The organism is Streptomyces doebereineriae, from assembly GCF_031845645.1.
Lineage (GTDB): Bacteria > Actinomycetota > Actinomycetes > Streptomycetales > Streptomycetaceae > Streptomyces > Streptomyces canus.
The window spans coordinates 37,609-56,326 of the sequence record NZ_JAVREZ010000027.1 but is presented as its reverse complement, the minus strand read 5'-3'; the positions used below and the strand labels follow the sequence as shown (position 1 = coordinate 56,326).

17 protein-coding genes and 1 riboswitch are annotated in these 18,718 nt (G+C 71.1%); of the genes, 3 read left to right on the top strand and 14 right to left on the bottom strand.

Going from position 1 to position 18,718, the window contains the following annotated elements:
• The first annotated feature begins 270 nt into the window (after positions 1–270).
• Positions 271–2,133 carry an AAA family ATPase gene (locus RNB18_RS45480; protein ID WP_311720020.1) on the top strand — a complete coding sequence of 621 codons (1,863 nt, stop codon included), beginning with the start codon at positions 271–273 and terminating at the stop codon, positions 2,131–2,133.
• Positions 2,134–2,196: 63 nt separating this feature from the next.
• On the opposite strand, the gene RNB18_RS45475 is transcribed toward RNB18_RS45480, so the two are convergent.
• The 10 genes from RNB18_RS45475 to RNB18_RS45430 all read right to left on the bottom strand — a co-directional run bounded on the left by RNB18_RS45475 (position 2,197) and on the right by RNB18_RS45430 (position 11,273).
• Complete coding sequence (locus RNB18_RS45475) at positions 2,197–3,273, bottom strand: hemolysin family protein (protein WP_311720019.1); 1,077 nt, start codon at positions 3,271–3,273, stop codon at positions 2,197–2,199.
• A complete protein-coding gene (locus RNB18_RS45470) occupies positions 3,270–4,604 on the bottom strand; it encodes a hemolysin family protein (protein ID WP_311720018.1) in 1,335 nt (444 codons plus the stop codon). The genes RNB18_RS45475 and RNB18_RS45470 overlap by 4 nt, the downstream gene beginning before the upstream one ends.
• Before the next feature lie 179 nt (positions 4,605–4,783).
• Positions 4,784–5,242, bottom strand: coding sequence for a PH domain-containing protein (locus tag RNB18_RS45465; protein ID WP_311720017.1), 459 nt, complete (start codon positions 5,240–5,242; stop codon positions 4,784–4,786).
• 14 nt (positions 5,243–5,256) lie between these two features.
• Positions 5,257–6,114, bottom strand: a complete 858-nt coding sequence (gene hisG / locus RNB18_RS45460; protein WP_057614121.1) for an ATP phosphoribosyltransferase — start codon at positions 6,112–6,114, stop codon at positions 5,257–5,259.
• A gap of 44 nt (positions 6,115–6,158) precedes the next feature.
• Positions 6,159–6,431 carry a phosphoribosyl-ATP diphosphatase gene (locus RNB18_RS45455; protein WP_020117406.1) on the bottom strand — a complete coding sequence of 91 codons (273 nt, stop codon included), beginning with the start codon at positions 6,429–6,431 and terminating at the stop codon, positions 6,159–6,161.
• Between the two features lie 34 nt (positions 6,432–6,465).
• Complete coding sequence (ribH, locus tag RNB18_RS45450) at positions 6,466–6,951, bottom strand: 6,7-dimethyl-8-ribityllumazine synthase (RefSeq protein ID WP_057614122.1); 486 nt, start codon at positions 6,949–6,951, stop codon at positions 6,466–6,468.
• Positions 6,952–6,979: 28 nt separating this feature from the next.
• Complete coding sequence (locus RNB18_RS45445; RefSeq protein ID WP_311720015.1) at positions 6,980–8,323, bottom strand: bifunctional 3,4-dihydroxy-2-butanone-4-phosphate synthase/GTP cyclohydrolase II; 1,344 nt, start codon at positions 8,321–8,323, stop codon at positions 6,980–6,982.
• The gene (gene pnuC / locus RNB18_RS45440) at positions 8,320–8,961 is read right to left on the bottom strand and encodes a nicotinamide riboside transporter PnuC (RefSeq protein ID WP_311720014.1); all 642 of its coding nucleotides are present in this window, start codon (positions 8,959–8,961) and stop codon (positions 8,320–8,322) included. The genes RNB18_RS45445 and pnuC overlap by 4 nt, the downstream gene beginning before the upstream one ends.
• On the bottom strand, positions 8,958–9,563 hold the full coding sequence (locus tag RNB18_RS45435) for a riboflavin synthase (RefSeq protein ID WP_311720013.1): 606 nt from the start codon (positions 9,561–9,563) through the stop codon (positions 8,958–8,960). The genes pnuC and RNB18_RS45435 overlap by 4 nt, the downstream gene beginning before the upstream one ends.
• Positions 9,564–9,709: 146 nt before the next feature.
• A riboswitch (FMN riboswitch) is annotated at positions 9,710–9,840 on the bottom strand.
• Between the two features lie 260 nt (positions 9,841–10,100).
• On the bottom strand, positions 10,101–11,273 hold the full coding sequence (locus RNB18_RS45430; RefSeq protein WP_311720012.1) for an ROK family transcriptional regulator: 1,173 nt from the start codon (positions 11,271–11,273) through the stop codon (positions 10,101–10,103).
• Positions 11,274–11,386: 113 nt separating this feature from the next.
• Between RNB18_RS45430 and RNB18_RS45425 the strand changes: the two genes are divergently transcribed.
• Entirely contained in the window at positions 11,387–12,598 is a 1,212-nt protein-coding gene (locus RNB18_RS45425) for an MFS transporter (protein WP_311720011.1), read from the top strand.
• Between the two features lie 10 nt (positions 12,599–12,608).
• Here RNB18_RS45425 and RNB18_RS45420 read toward each other — a convergent pair whose 3' ends face one another.
• Positions 12,609–13,733 carry a glycoside hydrolase family 6 protein gene (locus RNB18_RS45420; RefSeq protein WP_311720068.1) on the bottom strand — a complete coding sequence of 375 codons (1,125 nt, stop codon included), beginning with the start codon at positions 13,731–13,733 and terminating at the stop codon, positions 12,609–12,611.
• 169 nt (positions 13,734–13,902) lie between these two features.
• Here RNB18_RS45420 and RNB18_RS45415 point away from each other — a divergent pair, with 169 nt between their 5' ends.
• A complete protein-coding gene (locus RNB18_RS45415; RefSeq protein WP_311720010.1) occupies positions 13,903–14,589 on the top strand; it encodes a DUF5995 family protein in 687 nt (228 codons plus the stop codon).
• Positions 14,590–14,815: 226 nt separating this feature from the next.
• On the opposite strand, the gene RNB18_RS45410 is transcribed toward RNB18_RS45415, so the two are convergent.
• The 3 genes from RNB18_RS45410 to RNB18_RS45400 form a co-directional block, all read right to left on the bottom strand.
• A complete protein-coding gene (locus RNB18_RS45410) occupies positions 14,816–16,516 on the bottom strand; it encodes a flavin monoamine oxidase family protein (RefSeq protein ID WP_311720009.1) in 1,701 nt (566 codons plus the stop codon).
• A gap of 54 nt (positions 16,517–16,570) precedes the next feature.
• A complete protein-coding gene (locus RNB18_RS45405; RefSeq protein ID WP_311720007.1) occupies positions 16,571–17,359 on the bottom strand; it encodes a carbon-nitrogen hydrolase family protein in 789 nt (262 codons plus the stop codon).
• A 116-nt stretch (positions 17,360–17,475) separates the two neighbouring features.
• Positions 17,476–18,696, bottom strand: coding sequence for an MFS transporter (locus RNB18_RS45400; RefSeq protein ID WP_311720005.1), 1,221 nt, complete (start codon positions 18,694–18,696; stop codon positions 17,476–17,478).
• Between the last annotated feature and the right edge of the window lie 22 nt (positions 18,697–18,718).

Sequence of the window (18,718 nt, the reverse complement as noted above, 5' to 3'; positions counted from 1 at the left end):
ACACGGATTTCCGGACGCCGTGAGGCGCGATTCGCTCACCCTGGGTCACCACCCGTCGTGCGCCTCATCTGCTCCCACCTCGTCAAACGGCCCGTGCGGCACCCTACGGCGGGCGACACCACCGCAGGTACGATGCCCTCGGTGCGACCTACGGACAACTGCTCTGCGCACCGTTGCAACTCCGGTCCGCGGCACAGCGGTTGGACGAAGGCGGCCATCGGGCGTCGGCCCGGTGGTGAAACCACGGGGGCACGGTTTGTGGGGGACGTGATGGATTTCGGCACGCAGGGCCCTGAGGCCCCGGCCGACCTCGCCTGGCTGCGAGGTGTGGACGCCTACACGATGGGCGCCTATCCGCAGGCCGAGGAGGAGTTCCGGGCCGCGGTGCGGATCGATCCCGGGATGGCCGACGGCTGGCTCGGACTGCACGCGCTGCGCGTCGACACGACGACCGCGCTGCTGCGGATGTTCCGGCACCGCGAGCGTTTCGGCGAACAGCGCGCCCGGCACCGGCGCACCCTCAACTCCTGGTACTGGCTGGGCTGGTGGGTGCAACCGGTGCTGGAGAGCCCGCGTGACCTGCTCCTCGCGCACGCCTCGCACTGGCTGGACGGCCGCCATGTCCCCGAACTGGACCGGGCGCTCGCGGGCCTGCCCCCGGTGGACACCGACCACCAGGTCCGCTTCCTGCACGCCTGCCGTGCCTATCTCGTCAAGGACTGGGAACAACTGGTCCGGCACACCGACCCGCTGATCGACGACGCCATGCTAGGCATCGAGGCCGGACTGTTCGGCGGCATGGCCCGGGTCCGCCTGGAGATGTACGGCCAGGCCGAACCACTTCTGTCGGCGGCCCTGATGCGCTGCCGCAGCGAACAGCCCCAGCGCAAGGAACTGCGGTACTGGCTGGCCAGGGCGCACGAGGGCACGGGCCGGTCCGCGGCCGCCCTCCCCCTGTACCGGGCCGTGCACCGCGTCGACCCCGCCTTCATGGACACCTCGGCCCGGCTCGCCGCGATCGCCGAGGGCGACGGGTACGACGACTCCGCCGACCTCGCGGCGATCACGCTCACCGGGTTCGGGCAGGACATGCTGGAGGGGCCCGACGGGATGGATCCGCTGTTCGGTATCGAGGGGCGGGAGCTGAAGCTCTCCGATCCGGAGCCGCCGACCGGTCCCCTGCCCTCGATGACCGACCCGGCCGGACGCGAGAGGTCCGGCCCACCGGTGGGGCCGCTGCCCGCCGGGCCCACCGATCCCGTCTTACTGGAGGAGGCGCTCGCCGAACTCGAGCGCATGGTGGGGCTCGAACCGGTGAAGCGCCAAGTCAAAGCGCTCTCCGCCCAGTTGAACATGGCCCGGCTGCGCACCGGGCAGGGCCTGCCCGTCCAGCCGCCCAAGCGGCACTTCGTGTTCTCCGGCCCCTCCGGCACCGGCAAGACCACGGTGGCCCGCATCCTGGGCCGCGTCTTCTACGCCCTCGGACTGCTCGGCGGTGATCATCTCGTCGAGGCGCAGCGGGCGGATCTGGTCGGGGAGTACCTCGGCCAGACGGCGGTGAAGGCCAACGAGCTCATCGACTCGGCCCTCGGCGGGGTGCTCTTCGTCGACGAGGCGTACTCGCTCTCCAACTCCGGTTACGGCAAGGGGGACGCGTACGGCGACGAGGCGCTCCAGGTGCTGCTGAAGCGGGCCGAGGACAACCGGGACCACCTGGTCGTGATCCTGGCGGGCTACCCGGAGGGCATGGACCGCCTGCTGGCCGCGAACCCCGGACTGTCGTCGCGCTTCACGACCCGCGTCGACTTCCCCTCGTACCGCCCGCTCGAACTCACCTCCATCGGTGAGGTGCTCGCGGCGGAGAACGGCGACATCTGGGACGAGGAGGCGCTGGACGAGCTGCGCTCCATCGCCGGGCATGTGGTGGACCAGGGGTGGATCGACGAACTGGGCAACGGGCGGTTCCTGCGCACGCTGTACGAGAAGAGCTGCGCGTATCGGGATCTTCGGTTGTCGACGTATCCGGGGATGCTGAGCCGGGACGACTTGTCGACGTTGCGGTTGCCGGACCTGATGCAGGCGTACGGGGAGGTTCTGTCGGGGCGGGGGCCGCAGGATCCGTCGGCGATGTGAGTCGTTCGGCTGCGGGCCGGTGGGGGCTGGTCGCCACGACGCACCCGCAGCCGACAACGACTCCTACGACGCCAGCGCCTCCTCACTGCTACGGGGCTCGGCCACCCGAACCTCCGGCAGCTCCCGGTGCGCCGGGTCTCGTACCTCACCGACCAGCAGTTCCAGTACGTCCTCCAGGGCCACCAGACCCAGCACCTTCCCGGACCCGTCCGCCACCTGGGCCAAGTGTGTGGCCGCACGCCGCATCACCGTGAGGGCGTCATCCAGCGGCAGGTCGGAGCGGAGCTTCGTCATCGGCCGCCAGATCTGCTGGGGCACCGCCCGCTGCGAGTCCTCCAGATCCAGTACGTCCTTCACATGCAGATACCCCATGAAGGCACCGTTCTCCGCGGCGACCGGGAAGCGCGAGTACCCGGTTCGGCCGGTGAGCTCGATGATCTGGCCGGGGGTCACCGAGGGACGCACCGTCACCAGGGACTCGTGCTTCAGCAGGACATCCGTCACCGGGCGTGAGCCCAGTTCCAGCGCGTCCTCCAGGCGTTCCTGTTCCTCGGGGTCCAGCAGGCCCGCCTGGCCGGAGTCCTCGACCAGCCGGTTCAGCTGTTCGCTCGTGAAGACGGCCTCGACCTCGTCCCTGGGCTCGACGTGGAAGAGCCGCAGGATGGCCCGGGCGCAGGCGCCGAGGGCGATGGTGATCGGCCGGCAGAGGCGGGCGAAGTAGACCAGGCCGGGGCTGAGCCACAGCGCGACCTTCTCCGGGGCCGCCATCGCGAGGTTCTTCGGGACCATCTCGCCGATGACGAGGTGGAAGAAGACCACCGCGGCCAGGGCGATGACGTACCCCAGCGGGTGGATCACGCCGTGCGGAAGGTGGATCCACTCGAAGACCGGCTCCAGCAGCTTGGCGACCGTCGGTTCGGCGACCGCGCCGAGCGTCAGCGAGCACACCGTGATGCCGAACTGGGCCGCCGCCATCATCTGCGGGAGCCGCTCGAGGCCGTACAGCACCTGTCGGGCCCGCGCCGTGCCGAGCGGTTCGATCTGGCTGCGGCGCACGGAGACGAGGGCGAACTCGGCGCCGACGAAGAACCCGTTGGCGAGCACGAGCAGCGCCGCGAAGAGGAGTTGGAGCACGCTCATCGGGCGGCCTCCATGACGTTGACCGCGGGGACCACACGGACCAGGCGGACCCGCTCGGCGCGGTAGTGCCCGACCTGGCGGACGGTGAGCCGCCAGCCGGGCAGCTCGGCCCGGTCGCCGACGGCGGGGATGCGGCCGAGCAGGTCGGCGACCAGCCCGGCGACGGTCTCGTACGGCCCCTCGGGCACGTCGAGGCCTATGCGCTGGAGGATGTCGACCCGGCAACTGCCGTCGGCGTCCCAGGTGAGGCGGCCGTCCTCCGGCGGGGCGGGGGCGAGTTCGGGGACGTCCTGTCCGTCGTGCTCGTCGCGGACCTCGCCGACGATCTCCTCGACGATGTCCTCCAGGGTGACCACGCCGGCCGTGCCGCCGTACTCGTCGACGACGACGGCGATGGGCTGCTCACTGCGCAGCTGGGCGAGGAGGGGCTGGACCGGGAGTGTCTCGGGCACCAGCAGCGCCGGGCGGGCGATGCGGGAGACGGGGGTGCGCAGACGATCCTGTACGGGGACCGCCAGGGCGTCCTTGAGGTGGGCCATGCCGACGATCTCGTCGATCTTCTCGCGGTAGACCGGGAAGCGGGACAGGCCGGTGGCGCGGGTGAGGTTGACGACGTCCTCGGCGGTGGCCGAGGCCTGGAGCGAGCTGACCTTCACGCGCGGGGTCATGACGTGCTGGGCGGTCAGCTCGGCGAGCGACAGGGTGCGGACGAAGAGGTCCGCGGTGTCCTGTTCCAGGGCGCCGGCCTGGGCCGAGTGCCGGGCCAGGGAGACGAGCTCGCCGGGGGTGCGCGCGGAGGCCAGTTCGTCGGCGGGCTCGATGCCGAGCGCGCGGACGAGGCGGTTGGCGACCGCGTTCAGGGCGGCGATCACCGGCCGGAACAGCCGGGCGAAGGCGTGCTGCGGGCCGGCGACGAAGCGGGCGACCTGCATCGGCTTGGACACCGCCCAGTTCTTGGGCACGAGTTCGCCGATCACCATCTGCACGGCGGAGGCCAGCAGCATGCCGACGACGACGGCCACGCCGGAGACCGCGCCCTCGGGGATGCCGATGGCCGTGAACGGGCCGTGCAGCAGTTCCGCGAGCGCCGGTTCGGCGAGCATGCCGACGACGAGGGAGGTGATGGTGATGCCGAGCTGGGTGCCGGAGAGCTGGAAGGACAGCTCCTTGAGCGAGTCGGCGACCCGACGGGCCCGTCGGTCGCCTTCCGCGGCGGCCCTTTCGGCATCCGTGGCCTCGACGGTGATGAGGCCGAACTCGGCCGCCACGAAGAAGCCGTTGGCGAGAATCAGCAGAAACGCCGCTCCGAGGAGCAGCAAGGGGATGGTCATGCCGCCGCCTCGAAATGCCGGGAGGGGACGGCGCAGGTACTACAGGACGATCCGTCCATCGCTGGAGGGAGTCACTCCTCGGGTAGCAGGAACAACGAGAGGCGGAGGCGCAAGGAAAACGCCTCCGCCAACAGATTAATCAAGACATGGCCGACTGCGGCAGGGTGGAAGCCCCCGAGTCAGCCCTGATCTTCGTCGGAGCGGGCTGTGGAGCGGGCCTCGGCGAGCGCACGCAGGGCCTTCGCGTCGGCGATGGCCTGCTGCTTCGCGATACCCGGCTGGATGCCGAGGGCGGGCAGACTGGTGCCGTCGCTGAGGTTGAGAAACACCCACGGATCGCCCGGTCGGAGGTTCACCTGGATGATCTCGGCCCATTCCAGACGCCGCCTGCCGGCGATGTTCTGGACGGTGACACCGGACTCGTCGGCGACGACCTTCACCCTGGCCAGCAGGAACAGCACACCGGCGAGCAGGGCCGCCGTGAAGACGAAGCTCAGGCGCTCGCCGGGTCCCAGCTCCTCGAGCAGCAGCGCGATCACCGTGATCGTCACGAAGATCGCGACGCCCGCGGTGAGCAGCACCGCGCGTGTGCGGCTCGGCCGGAACGTGACGGGAAGAGTGGGCAGTTCGGAGGACATCTGCGGTGCGCCCCTCAGAGACGGCAGGCGTGGATGGCCGTCGTCAGGATGGCCCGCGCGCCGATGTCGTACAGGTCGTCCATGATCCGCTGCGCCTCCTTGGCGGGGACCATCGCGCGGACGGCGACCCAGCCCTCGTTGTGCAGCGGGGAGACGGTCGGGGACTCGAGGCCCGGGGTGAGCGCGACGGCCTTCTCGAGCTGCTCGACGCGGCAGTCGTAGTCCATCATCACGTACGTCCGTGCCACGAGGACGCCCTGGAGGCGGCGCAGGAACTGCTGAACCTTCGACTCGGCAGCCTCCTCGCCGTCGGCGCCGGTGCGGCGGATGACGACGGCCTCGGACTTCATGATGGGCTCGCCGAAGACCTCCAGGCCCGCGTTGCGCAGGCTGGTGCCGGTCTCGACGACGTCGGCGATGACCTCGGCGACCCCGAGCTCGATGGCGGTCTCGACGGCGCCGTCGAGGTGGACGACGGAGGCGTCGATGCCGTGGTCGGCGAGGTGCCCCGCGACGATCCCCTCGTACGAGGTGGCGACCGTCTTGCCCTTCAGGTCCTCGACGCCGTTCGCCTCGCCGGGCTTGGACGCGAAACGGAAGGTGGAGCGCGCGAAGCCGAGCGGGAGGATCTCCTCGGCGTCGGCTCCGGAGTCGATCAGCAGGTCGCGGCCGGTGATGCCGATGTCGAGCTGGCCGGAGGAGACGTAGATCGCGATGTCCCGGGGGCGGAGGTAGAAGAACTCCACGTCGTTGACCGGGTCGACGATCCGCAGTTCCTTGGACTCGCGGCGCTGCTGGTAGCCGGCCTCATGCAGCATCTCCCCCGCGGGGCCTGACAGGGAACCCTTGTTGGGGACGGCGATGCGCAGCATGAGGTCGGCTTCCTTTGCTCTCAGGGGTTGTTTCGGCGAGTGGCTTACAGGTGGGCGTAGACGTCGTCGAGGGAGATCCCGCGCGCGACCATCATCACCTGGACGTGGTACAGCAGCTGCGAGATCTCCTCGGCGGCCGCCTCCTTGCCCTCGTACTCGGCGGCCATCCAGACCTCGGCGGCCTCTTCGACGACCTTCTTGCCGATGGCATGGACGCCCTTGCCGACCAGCTCTGCGGTGCGGGAAGTGGCGGGATCGCCGTTGGCGGCCTTGTGCTGGAGCTCGGTGAACAGCTCCTCGAACGTCTTATTGGACATGGTGGCGCCCACTTTACGCGTAAGCCCGCACCACCTAACGCCATGGTTCAGATACTGAGCGGAGGGTGGCCGCCGTGGCCACCGCGGCGGTCACCGCCTCGTGCCCCTTGTCCTCGTTGGAGCCCTCGATGCCCGCGCGGTCCAGGGCCTGCTCCTCGGTGTCGCAGGTGAGGACGCCCATCCCGACGGGGACGCCGGTGTCCACCGAGACCTGGGTGAGGCCCTGGGTGACGCCCTGGCACACGTACTCGAAGTGCGGGGTGCCGCCGCGGATGACGACGCCGAGGGCGACGATCGCGTCGTAGCCGCGGCCCGCGAGGACCTTGGCGACGACCGGGAGCTCCCAGCTGCCGGGGACCCGGAGCAGGGTGGGCTCGTCGATGCCCAGGTCGTGCAGGGCGCGCAGGGCGCCGTCCACCAGTCCGTCCATCACCTTCTCGTGCCACTGCGCCGCGATGACGGCGACCCGCAGGTCACCCACGTTGCGTACGGACAGCTCCGGTGCGCCCTTGCCGCTCACGTTCTTCAGTCTCCTCGAAGTGCTTGTGCTACTGGTTGCTGCAGGTGGACACGGGGGTGGTGTCCAGCCAGGGCAGGTCGTGGCCCATCCGGTCCCGCTTGGTGCGCAGGTAGCGGAGGTTGTGCTCGCCCGCCTGTACGGGCATCGGCTCCCGTCCCGTGACCTTGAGTCCGTGCCGCAGGAGGGCGTCGGACTTGTCGGGGTTGTTGGTCATCAGGCGCAGGCTGTGGACGCCGAGGTCCTCCAGGATCTGCGCGCCGGCGCCGTAGTCGCGGGCGTCGGCGGGCAGGCCGAGTTCCAGGTTGGCGTCGAGGGTGTCGTGGCCCTGTTCCTGCAGTTCGTACGCCCGCAGCTTGGAGAGCAGGCCGATGCCGCGCCCCTCGTGGCCGCGCAGGTAGACCACCACTCCCCTGCCCTCGGCCTGGATGCGCTCCAGGGAGGCGTCCAGCTGGGGGCCGCAGTCGCAGCGCAGGGAGCCGAAGATGTCGCCGGTGAGGCACTCGGAGTGGACGCGGACCAGGACGTCCTCGCCGTCGCCGATCTCGCCGTGCACCAGGGCGACGTGCTCGACGCCGTCGACGGTGGAGCGGTAGCCGTACGCCCTGAACGTGCCGTGGGCGGTGGGCAGCCGGGTCTCGGCCTCGCGGCGGACCGTGGGCTCGCTGGTCCGGCGGTAGGCGATCAGGTCCTCGATGGAGATGATCGTCAGGCCGTGCTTGCGGGCGAAGGGGATCAGCTCGGGCAGCCGGAGCATGCGGCCGTCCTCGCCGGCGATCTCGACGATCGCTCCGGCCGGGCGCAGTCCCGCGAGCCGGGCGAGGTCGACGGCGGCCTCGGTGTGGCCGTTGCGGGTGAGGACGCCTCCGTCCTTGGCGCGCAGCGGGAAGATGTGGCCGGGCCGGACGAAGTCGGTGGGCTCGGCGGCGCCGCCCGCGAGGAGCCGGAGCGTGGTCGCGCGGTCGGAGGCCGAGATCCCGGTGGTCACGCCGTGAGCACCGGATGCGTCCACGGAGACGGTGAACGCGGTCTTCATCGACTCGGTGTTGTCGTCGACCATCTGCGGCAGCTTGAGCCGGTCCAGTTCGTCGCCCTCCATGGGGGCGCAGATCAGGCCGCGGCACTCGCTCATCATGAAGGCGACGATCTCGGGGGTGACCTTCTCGGCGGCGACGACCAGGTCGCCCTCGTTCTCGCGGTCCTCGTCGTCGACGACCACGATGGGGCGGCCGGCCGCGATGTCGGCGATGGCCTGCTCGACCGGGTCCAGCGCGAAGTCCTCGAACCCGTCGGTGCTGTACAGAATGGGCGGGACAGAAGGGGCGGCGCGAAGCGCCTCGTTCAGGGCGGTGGTGGGTGACGGGCGGGCGGTCATGCCGGCGCTCCTTCCAGGGCGGGCTGCTCGGACTCACGGGAGCGCAGCCACCAGTCGCGCATGCCCCACAGGACGAGCGCGCCGTAGATGACGTAGACGAAGCCGGAGAAGGCGTAGCCGTTGGCGAAGTTCAGCGGGACGCCGACGAGGTCGACGAGGAGCCAGGCGAACCAGAACTCGACCATGCCGCGGGCCTGGGCGTACATGGCGACGACGGTGCCGACGAAGATGTAGGCGTCCGGCCAGGGGTCCCAGGACAGGGTCGGGTAGGCCTTGAAGAGCAGGGCGACCGCGACGGTGCCGACTGCGGCGGAGCCGACGAGGGCGGCCCGCTCGCGCCAGGTGGCGAAGCGCGGGGCGATGTGGCCGTCCCCGGACCTGCTCTTGTTGCGGTTCCACTGCCACCAGCCGTACAGGGCGACGACCATGACGACGGCCTGCTTGCCGGCGCTGCCGGTCAGGTGCCCGTAGAAGGCGCCGAAGAGGATGAGGCCGGAGGCGAACTGCACCGGCCAGCTCCACAGGTTGCGCCGCCAGCCGAGGGCGAGGGCGATGAGACCGAGGATGTTGCCGATCATGTCCGACCAGAGGATGTGCTGGCCGAACAGGGTGAAGGCCTCGGTGTTGAGGGAGTTCACTTCCCCGCCCCCTGACCGCTCGCGAGCAGGCGCTCGACGTACTTGGCGACGACGTCGACCTCGAGATTGACCGGGGCGCCGGGCTGCTTGAGGCCGAGCGTGGTCAGGGCGAGGGTGGTGGGGATGAGGCTGACGGTGAAGTAGTCCGGACCGGCGTCCACGACGGTGAGGCTGATGCCGTCGACCGTGATGGAGCCCTTCTCCACTACATAGCGCGTGAGGTCCGCGGGCAGCGAGATCTTGATGATCTCCCAGTTCTCGGAGGGCTTGCGCTCCAGGACCTCGCCGGTGCCGTCCACGTGCCCCTGCACGATGTGCCCGCCGAGGCGTGCACCCACGGCGGTGGGACGCTCGAGGTTGACGCGGGAGCCGACACCCAGGGCGCCGAGGCTCGATCGGTCCAGGGTCTCGGCCATGACGTCGGCGGTGAACTCGGCGCCCTCGTGGTCGACGACGGTGAGGCAGACGCCGTTGACGGCGATGGAGTCTCCGTGTTTCGCGCCCTCGGTGACGACAGGGCCGCGCAGTCGGAAGCGACAGGCGTCGCCGAGGTTCTCGACGGCGGTGATCTCGCCCAGCTCTTCGACGATTCCGGTGAACACGTCCCGGGTCCTCCCTGCCTCGTTGGGCACGGACTCCGGGGCTGTCGATGACGACAGAATGGACGGGCAGGGACACCGGGGGCGACGCCGGACGCACCCGTCCCGAAGGACGGACCGATACGGCGGCGCGCACGAATGCCCGCCCGCCGCGCACTGCCTCCCATCCGGACTTTAACCGTCGGTCCAGGAATTTCACCTGGTCAACCGGCCGCTGGAAGCGGCCGGGTCGCGGACTGTAACCGCCGGTTCGGACTTTCACCGACCCCGGAGTGCGCTGCTTCTGGTACAGAGCCAGTGTGCCACGCCTGATCGACGTCCCTATGGGCGAAGCGTGTGGGGTGGCTCACAGACAGTACCGATGGACATTTCCCGCCCACTCCCAAGTGCCGGATGGCGCAGATCCATTGACTAATGGTCTAGTCCTTTTTAGGGTCGCCCTGCGTGGACACCCGTAGAGACGGGCCCGGCGGCGGTGACGACGGCCCTTGCCCGCCGCCGGGTCTTCACCTGGGCGACTGGACCACCTGCCCCGCAACCCTAACGGGGCGCGAACAAGTCGTCCTGAGCCCTGTCTCTCGCCGTGAGCAGGGCTCCTCGCAGGACCGCTTCTCCGCCCAGCGCGCTCGCTCTCACCTCCGTGGCCAGAGGTGACATACGGCGGACCCGGCTCTCCACCCGTGCCGCGAGGTCCGCCCCGCCGGCCCGGCCCACCTCGCCGCCCAGGACCAGGCAGCCCGGGTCGAGAACGGCCACGACCGACGCGACCCCTATGGCCAGCCGGTCCGCGAGGGCGTCGAGGAAGTCCGCCGAGCCCCCGGCCACCGCCTGCCGCACCACGCGCGCGGCCGGCGGCTCATGCCCGTCCGCCTCGACCGCCGGCCCGTACTGCTCCGCCAGTCGCACGATCGCCGCCGACCCCGCGAGGGAGTGGAAGCCCCCCTCACAGTCCACCGCGGACGGCAGTCCCACCGTCCCCGGCACCGGCAGGAAACCGATCTCCCCGGTGCCGCCCGACGCTCCCCGGCGCAGGGTGCCGTCCAGGACCACCGCCGCGCCCGTGCCGTGGCCGAGCCACAGCAGGACGAAGGTGTCCCGGTCCTGGGCCACCCCCCCGCGCTGTTCCGCCAGCGCCGCGAGGTTGGTCTCGTTCTCGACGTGGATGCGCGTCTGCGGGAGCCGCTCCTGCAACGCCAGCACCAGTCGCCGGTGCCATTCGGGCAGACCGCCGGAGTCGCGAAGTTCGCCGGTGGCCGGGTCGATGAGGCCGGGGGCACCGATGCCGACGGTGTGGAGCTCCGGCACCCCCGCCTCCTTCGCCGCCCGTTCGACCAGCGCGACCGCCCGCTCGACCGCGGGCCCGGTCCCCGTGTCCCCTCCGATGGGCACCGACGCCTCGGCCAGCATCCGGCCCAGCAGGTCGGAGACGACGACGGAGACACCCTCGGTACGGACGTCGAGAGCCGCGAGGTGGGCCTGGTCGGCGACGATGCCGTACAGCCTGGCGTTGGGGCCGCGGCGCTGCTCCCCCGACTCCCCGACCACGTCGATCAGTCCGGCGGCGGCGAGGCGCTCGACGAGGTCGGCGACGCTCGGCCGGGACAGTCCGGTGAGCTGCTTCAACTGCCCTGCCGTCAACGGGCCTTGCTGCTGGAGCAGACGCAGGGCGAGCCGGTCGTTGATGGCCCGGGCGGTGCTCGGGGATGCGGGCATGCCGGGAATCCTCTCAGATCCGCAGTGCCGAAAGTGCGCTATCTATCAGGCAGGGTTCCTGATAGTTTACGGCGGCAGCACGGGACGACGCGGATCCGGGGAGGGGCCCGACAATGAGCGATGTGGTGCACGCGTCGGCAGAGGTACGGCGGGCCCGGTACGCCGTGGCCGCCGTGTTCGCCGTGCACGGGGCCGTGACCGGTTCGTTCGCGACGCGGGTGCCGTGGATCCAGGACCATGCCTCGGTGGGCGCGGGTCAACTGGGCTTCGCCCTGGCCTTCACGGCGTTCGGCGCTTCCTGCGCGATGCCGTTGGCCGCCCGGGTCAGCCACCGCTTCGGCAGCCGGGCGGCCCTGCGCGGGCTGATCGTGCTGTGGACGCTGTCCCTGGTTCTGCCCGCGCTCGCGCCCAACCTGTACACGTTGTGCCTGGCGATGTTCGTGTACGGCGCGAGCGCCGGTATGGCCGACGTGGTCATGAACGCGCTGGGCGTCGAGGTGGAGAACCTGCTGGGCAAGTCGATCATGTCCGGGTTGCACGGCATGTGGAGCGCGGGTGCGCTTGTCGGCTCGGCGGGCGGCACGCTCGCCGCGCATCTGGACGCGGACGCGCGTGTGCACTTCGCGCTGGCGACGGCCTGCCTCACCGTGCTCGGTGTGCTGGCCTGCCAATGGGTCCTCGACGTGCAGGCCGGTGCGGACGAGGAGCCGCCGCCCCGGTTCGCGCTGCCCCCGAAGTCGGCCCTGTTGATCGGTACGGTCGGTTTCTGCGCGGTGTTCGCGGAGGGGGCGAGCCTGGACTGGTCGGCGGTCTATCTCAAGGACCGGCTGGACTCCTCGGCGGGACTCGCCGCCGCCTGCACCACCGGCTTCATGCTCACCATGGCGGTGGCCCGGATCGTGGGGGACGCCGTGGTCAACCGCTTCGGGTCGGTCCGCACGGTCCGCCTGGGCGGTGTCCTGGCCGCCGGCGGCGGGCTGCTCATCGTCCTCGCGGACCATCCGGCGGTGGCGATGACCGGCTTCGCCCTGATGGGTCTCGGCATCGCGGTGGTCGTGCCGCTGTGCTTCGCGGCGGCGGGGCGCAGCGGGCCCAATCCGAGCCAGGCGATCGCGGGCGTCGCGACCATCACCTACACCTCGGGGCTCATCGCGCCGAGCCTGCTGGGCGGGGTGGCCCAGGCCACCAACCTGACGGTCTCCTTCGTCCTGGTGACCGTCCTGGCCGGCGGCCTCGTCGCCTTCGCGGGCGTTCTGCGCGCCGGAGACCGCGACCGGCCGAAGCTGAGCCCCACGGCCGCGGCAGTGCCCGAACGGCGGTCCTGAAACCGTCGCTCTAGGGCGAGGCCAGGTCATAGGCGTACGACGGGCTGAACGTGCCCGGTGTGCCCTTGCAGCCGTCCGATTCCCCCGGGAGCTTCACCCACAGGTAGGCGTCGATTTTCGGCTCGCCGGTGTCCATGGTCGGTGCCCGACCGATCTTCCGGCCGGCCGGGTCGCACCACTCGCCGTCGGGCGGGGCACCGTTGCCGTTGCGGCTGGTGTCGATGACGGCGCCCAGGCCGGGCGGTCCGTCCAGGGCGTCGAGGATCTGACGGTCGTAGGCGGTCTCGGCAGCCGTGGTGTGGAAGTTGGAGACGTTGCTGAAGATCCCGTCGGAGGAGGCGGCCGAGGCGGCGCCCGCCTGCTTCAGCAGGGCCGCCTGCTCGGCCGCCGGACGCCAGCCGGAGTGACCGGCGTCGTAGTAGACGCGTGCCTCAGGGTTCGCGGCCTTCAGGACGCGGCCCGCGCGGGCCAGCGAGGCGAAGCGGTCAGCCCTCTGAGCGGCCGAGAGGCACTCCGACTGGGCGATCGAGTCGGGCTCCAGGACCACGACGACCTCGCCGGAGCCGAGCCCCGCGGCGAACCTGTCGATCCAGGCGTCGTACGCCCCGAGGTCCGGCGCCCCGCCCTGGGAGGCGCCGCCGCAGTCACGGTCCGGGATCGCGTACGCCACCACCACCGGGACCCGGTCCTGCGCGGCACCGCCCGAAGTGACCGCGCGGACCCTGGATGTGATGGTCGCCGGGGCGTAGTCGGCGAACCAGACGGCGGCCGGCCGGTCGGCGATCCGGGACTCTATGACATCGGCACGCCAGTCGCGCGGGTTGTCCTGCACCCAGTCGAGCACCTGGGAGGAGGGATAGCGGTAGAGGCGGGTGGCGGTGGTGGTCCGGGCCTTCGTGGAACCGGGGCTCGCCTTCCTGGGAGACGGGGACGTGCTCACCTTCGCCGAGCGCGAGGCAGAGGCGGAGGGGACGGCCGGCTCGGACGCCGACGGTACGACGGGCAGCGAGTCCGGGTTCGGTGAGCCACTGACGAGCCCCGGCCGCGCCTCGTCGGAGCCGCCGCGGCCGTCGAGCGCGGAGAGCATCCCGGTCGTGGTGCCGACGGCGACCACCACGGAGGCCGCCGCGACCATCACGCCGCGGCCCATGGCGCGCCTGCGTGCGGCCCGGCGCGCGGCCAGCCGCTGGGCACGTAGGCCTGACACCCTGTCGCCCCCTCACGCGGCGGGCACGTTCCCCCGTTCTGGGGAAGCGTCGGGCCCGCCGGTACCCCGGCCAGCCTAGGACTGGGACCCTGCCGTTATGGCGCAATTGGAACAGTTCACCACTCCCCTCGACGCGGTCGTCTCCCGTATGCGCGCCCTGGAGGAGGACCTGCCCGACCGGGACGGCGTAGCGGTCTTCAACCGCGTCTACCTCGCCGTCACCGAGGCGGTCGACCGGTGCGTCGACTCAGGCCGGTTCCCGGACGCCCGGGCCGCGATCACGCTGGACGTGCGGTTCGCCGAGCGTTATCTCGCGGCGGTGGACGCGGCCGCCCGCGAACGTCGTCCGCCGGCCTGCTGGCGGCCACTGTTCCAGTTCCGCCGTCATCCCGGCGTACGACCACTGCAGTTCGCGCTAGCAGGCATCAACGCGCACATCGGCCACGACCTGGCGCTCGCCGTCGTGGACACCTGTCGTAGCCTCGACTGCGAACCAGCCGACGTGGAGGACGAGTTCGACCGCGTGGGTGATCTCCTCGTCTCGCTGGAGGAGCGCATCCGCGAAGATCTGATGCCGGGCCCCGACCTCCTGCAGATCGCCGATCCGCTCACCCATCTGCTCGGCTCCTGGAGCCTGGAGCGCGCCCGCGAGGCCACCTGGACCGCGGCACGGGCCCTGTGGGCGCTGCGCGGACTGCCCGACGTGGCCGAGGAGTTCACCGGGCGCCTGGACACGGCGGTGGGATTCGCGGGACGCATGCTGCTCACTCCGCTGCCGGACTGAACGACGCGGCGACCGGACGGCCCGAACTCGGCACCGGCCTCCTGGCGGGGGGCCCGGGTCCTGGACGAGATCATCGACGTCTGCCGGGCCGTGTGGGGCCCGGACCGGGTGCGGTACGAGGGCCGCCACGCACCCGGTCGCCTCGGCCGCCGCCCGTCCGGTCCGGGTGGCAGCGCCGACGGGGACGTCGCAGCCGAGTCGTACGAGACGGCACGCGCCGCCGGGTCTAGTCCTCAGGGAGTTCGACCGGCGCGATCTCGTCGTACACGTCCCCCGGACCCGGGTTGGTCGCGTCGGTCTCGCCGCCGAAGTGGTGCATGACGCCCCAGACCGCGTTCAGCGCGGTCTGTATCGCGCCCTCGGCCCAGCCGGCCGTCCAGGAGATGTCGTCGCCTGCGAGGAAGATGCCCCGCTTGTCCTCGGGCAGGCCGTCCTGCATGAAGTGCGTGAACAGGCGCCGCTGGTAGCGGTAGTGGCCGGGCAGGTTGGCCTTGAACGCGCCCATGAAGTAGGGCTCGTTCTCCCAGGAGACGGTCACCGGGTTGCCGATGACGTGCTTCCTGATGTCGACCTTGGGATAGATCTCGCCGAGCGACTTCAGCATGACCTCCATCCGCTCGTTCGCGGACAGCGGGAGCCACTTCAGGCTGTCGTCGCACCAGGTGTAGGAGAGGCAGATGACGGCGGGCCGGTCCGGGCCGTCGTCGAGGAGGTAGGTCCCGCGCGTCATACGGTCGGTGAGCGTCATCGACATGACGTCCCGGCCGGTCTCCTCGTCCTTGTCGAGCCAGAAGGGCCGGTCGACCGGCACGAAGAGCTTGGAGGACTCCATGTAGTGGGTGCGCTCGATCGCCGTCCAGTGGTCGATCGGGAAGAGCGAGTCGTCGCAGGCGATCTTGGAGAGCAGCATCCAGGACTGGGCGGTGAAGATCGCCGCCTCATAGGTGCGGATGTCTCCTTGCGCGTCCGTCACGGTGATCCGGTTGCCGGCCGTGCGGTGCAGACGGGTGACCGCCGGGCGGGGCTCGCCGCCCTGGTGCAGTGTCGCGAGCGAGGTGCCCTGGGCCCAGTGCACGATCTTCTCCGGCTCGCGCTCCCAGAGCCTGAGCGGCAGCTGCTGTGAACCCCCCACGATCCCCCGGTGGTGGTCGTCGGCCTCGGTGTAGACGACGCGCAGGATCTCCAGGATGGAGTTGGGGAAGTCGGTGTCCCAGCCGCCGGTGCCGAAGCCGACCTGGCCGAAGATCTCGCGGTGGCGGAAGGACCTGAACGCCTCGGAGTCGCAGAGGAAGCCGTAGAAGGTCTGGTTGTCGAGCTTCTCGACGAGCCGTGCCCAGATCTCGCGGATGCGCGGCACGTCCCGCTCGCGCAGGGCCCGGTTCATGTCGGTGAAGTCGGCGCCCTCTTCGAGGCACCTGTTCCAGGCCGCGGCGACATCGCGGTAGACCTGCGGGAGATCGGCGATCGTCTCGGCGTAGTGGGACTCGCCCTTGAGGTCGACGACCGTCGAAGGGGTCGCCTCCGCAAGGGGGTTGGGGAAGGGACGGGTCTCCAGACCGACGAGGTCGATGTAGTGCTGGAGCGCCGTCGAGGAGGGCGGGAAGCGCATCGCGCCCATCTCGGCGGTGAGTCCCTGGGTGCCCTGGCCCTCGAAGCCGACGGTCCGCAGCCGCCCGCCGATCCGGTCGGCCTCGTACACCACCGGCTTGAGGCCCATCTTCATCAGCTCGTACGCGGCCACGATGCCGGAGAGACCGCCGCCGATCACGGCGACCTCGGTGCCGTGCTCGGTCGCCGGTATCTGACCGAGGCCCGCCGGGTGGGCGAGGAAGTCGTCGTAGGCGTACGGGAAGTCCGGCCCGAACATGGTGATCGGCGGCTGCTGCTCGTCTGCGTGCTCGACGGCGTTGGGCACGGTGGACGTCATGGGGTACGGACTCCTTGAAGCGATGAGGGTGGAGCGACGAGGGTGGTTCGGACGTCAGACGAGGGACCCGTAGAGGCCGGGCCGGCGGTCCGTCAGATACGGGTTCGCCGCGCGGGAGGCCGCCAGCAGGGCGGGGTCGGCGTCGGCGAACACCAGCTCCTCGCCGCGTCCGGCGCGGGTCCGGGCCACCCCGTCGGGGCCGGCCAGCGTGGAGAGCCCGACGAAGTCGAACTCCCCTTCCTGGCCGACCCGGTTGACGTAGGCGACGTACATCTGGCTCTCCCAGGCCCGCACCGGCACGAGGGACTCGGCGACGAACTGGAACGGGTGCATCTGGGCCGTCGGCACGAGGAGGAGGTCGGTGCCGGCCAGGGCGTGGGCGCGGACGTTCTCCGGGAACTCGACGTCGTAGCAGATCATGAGGCCGACGGTGAGTCCGCCCAGCTCCGCCTGGACCACCGGCTGTTCACCGGGCTCGAAGTGGTCGCGCTCGAAGCAGCCGAAGAGGTGGGTCTTGCGGTAGTTCGCGAGGCGGACACCGTCGGCGGAGATCAGTTGGGCGGAGTTGTGGACCGCGTCGGCGGCTCGTTCGGGATAGCCGTACGCGATCGCGATCCCGTGCCGCTCGGCGATCTCCGCGACCGTGTCCGCCGAGTCGCCGTCGGCCGGTTCGGCGAGGCGGGCGATGTCGTCGCCGATCGCGTACCCGGTGAGGAACATCTCCGGCGCGGCCAGCAGCCCGGCGCCCGCGGCGGCGGCCCGGCCCGCGGCCTCGTCGAGGACCTTGAGGTTCCCCTCGACGGAGCCGGGGCGGCCGGAGCTCTGGAGCAGGGCGGTGCGCATGCGTGATCCTCACCGGGGCGGAAGGTGGTAGTGGGGGCCACAGAGAGGGCCACCTAGACGGTACGGGCGGCTCACCGGGGCGGACAAGGAGGAGCCGTTGCGCGCCGGTAAGCGTTTCATTGCGTGCGCGGGCGGTCCCCCGGCGATTCGTTGCGCGCGCCGCCGGCCCTGCCCAGCACCAGGGCCGTCACCAGATACGGCACCGAGAGGATCACGAACACCGTGCTGTGCGCCAGGGACGCCCCGAGCAGGGTGTACACACCGAACACGGCGACCGTGACCAGTTCCGTGCCCAGGCTCGCCACCGAGGTCAGCGTGGCCCGGCGGGCGTCGTCGATGCGGTGCTGGAGCCGGACGTCGGCGAGCACCTCGGCCAGCTGGAAGCCCGCGAAGGCGAGGCCCACGAGGACGATGCCGGCAGGGGTGCGGGCCCCGGCGCCCACGGTCAGGGCGAGTGCGGCGCCCGCGATCAGGGCGGCGAGGCCCCGGGTGCCCAGGCGTTCGGCCGACCCGGCGAACAGGCTGCCGACGGTGACGATCGCCCAGACCAGCAGGACCAGATAGGGCACGGTCTCGTCGGCCACGCCGAGGTCGCGGATCAGCAGCGAGACGTACTCGTCGAGCGCGCCCCACACCGCGGCGACGGCCGGGACCAGCAGCAGAGCGCCCCGGACGGCCCGGTCCCCGCGGGCCTCGGCAGCCCCGGCCCGCAGGGTCGCCGCCCAGCGCGTGCTCCCCTTCTCGGCAGGTACCCGGTGTTCCGGCAGCCGGGTCGCCGTCACCGCGGCCAGCAGACAGGCCAGGACACTGGCCGCGCCCACGGCCTCGTAACCGCCCAGCGCGAGGACCGGTCCGGCGAGACCCATCGCCACGACCGTCGCCAGCAGCCGGGCCGCCCGGGTCCGCCCCATCACGCGCGCATACCGCTCGGCGGACCCGAGCCGCTCCAGCTCGTCGTACACGAGGGCTTCCAGCGCACCGGACCCGAGCGCGCCTCCGGCACCCCACAGAATGAAGCCCACCGCGAAGGCCCCGTACGACGGGACGCTCACCCACAGCGTGAAGCCGACGGCCGTGAGCAGCGGGCCGATCCACAGCAGCCTGCGTCGCGAGACGGTGTCGGCCCAGGCGCCGGAGGGCACCTCGAGGACGACGGCCGTGACCGACCACAGGGCGAACAGCGAGGAGATCTGCCAGAGCGGCAGGCCGGTGTCGGCGAACAGCAGCGCGTACACCGGATAGAGCAGGACGAGGTCGTCGAGGAACGCGTAGCCGTACAGCGTGGTCGTCAGCCGGCGGACGCCGGTCGCGGGCACACGTGCGGGTGAGAGTGTCATGAGGCCTTCCCGGAAGGGCGGT

Coding starts and splice junctions, on each gene's coding strand:
- RNB18_RS45410 (WP_311720009.1), bottom strand. CDS start 16,516: ATGACGTCCACCGTGCCCAACGCCGTCGAGCACGCAGACGAGCAGCAG.
- RNB18_RS45405 (WP_311720007.1), bottom strand. CDS start 17,359: ATGCGCACCGCCCTGCTCCAGAGCTCCGGCCGCCCCGGCTCCGTCGAG.
- hisG (WP_057614121.1), bottom strand. CDS start 6,114: ATGCTGCGCATCGCCGTCCCCAACAAGGGTTCCCTGTCAGGCCCCGCG.
- RNB18_RS45400 (WP_311720005.1), bottom strand. CDS start 18,696: ATGACACTCTCACCCGCACGTGTGCCCGCGACCGGCGTCCGCCGGCTG.
- RNB18_RS45480 (WP_311720020.1), top strand. CDS start 271: ATGGATTTCGGCACGCAGGGCCCTGAGGCCCCGGCCGACCTCGCCTGG.
- RNB18_RS45420 (WP_311720068.1), bottom strand. CDS start 13,733: ATGGTCGCGGCGGCCTCCGTGGTGGTCGCCGTCGGCACCACGACCGGG.
- RNB18_RS45455 (WP_020117406.1), bottom strand. CDS start 6,431: ATGTCCAATAAGACGTTCGAGGAGCTGTTCACCGAGCTCCAGCACAAG.
- RNB18_RS45425 (WP_311720011.1), top strand. CDS start 11,387: ATGAGCGATGTGGTGCACGCGTCGGCAGAGGTACGGCGGGCCCGGTAC.
- RNB18_RS45445 (WP_311720015.1), bottom strand. CDS start 8,323: ATGACCGCCCGCCCGTCACCCACCACCGCCCTGAACGAGGCGCTTCGC.
- RNB18_RS45475 (WP_311720019.1), bottom strand. CDS start 3,273: ATGAGCGTGCTCCAACTCCTCTTCGCGGCGCTGCTCGTGCTCGCCAAC.
- RNB18_RS45470 (WP_311720018.1), bottom strand. CDS start 4,604: ATGACCATCCCCTTGCTGCTCCTCGGAGCGGCGTTTCTGCTGATTCTC.
- RNB18_RS45465 (WP_311720017.1), bottom strand. CDS start 5,242: ATGTCCTCCGAACTGCCCACTCTTCCCGTCACGTTCCGGCCGAGCCGC.
- RNB18_RS45415 (WP_311720010.1), top strand. CDS start 13,903: ATGGCGCAATTGGAACAGTTCACCACTCCCCTCGACGCGGTCGTCTCC.
- RNB18_RS45430 (WP_311720012.1), bottom strand. CDS start 11,273: ATGCCCGCATCCCCGAGCACCGCCCGGGCCATCAACGACCGGCTCGCC.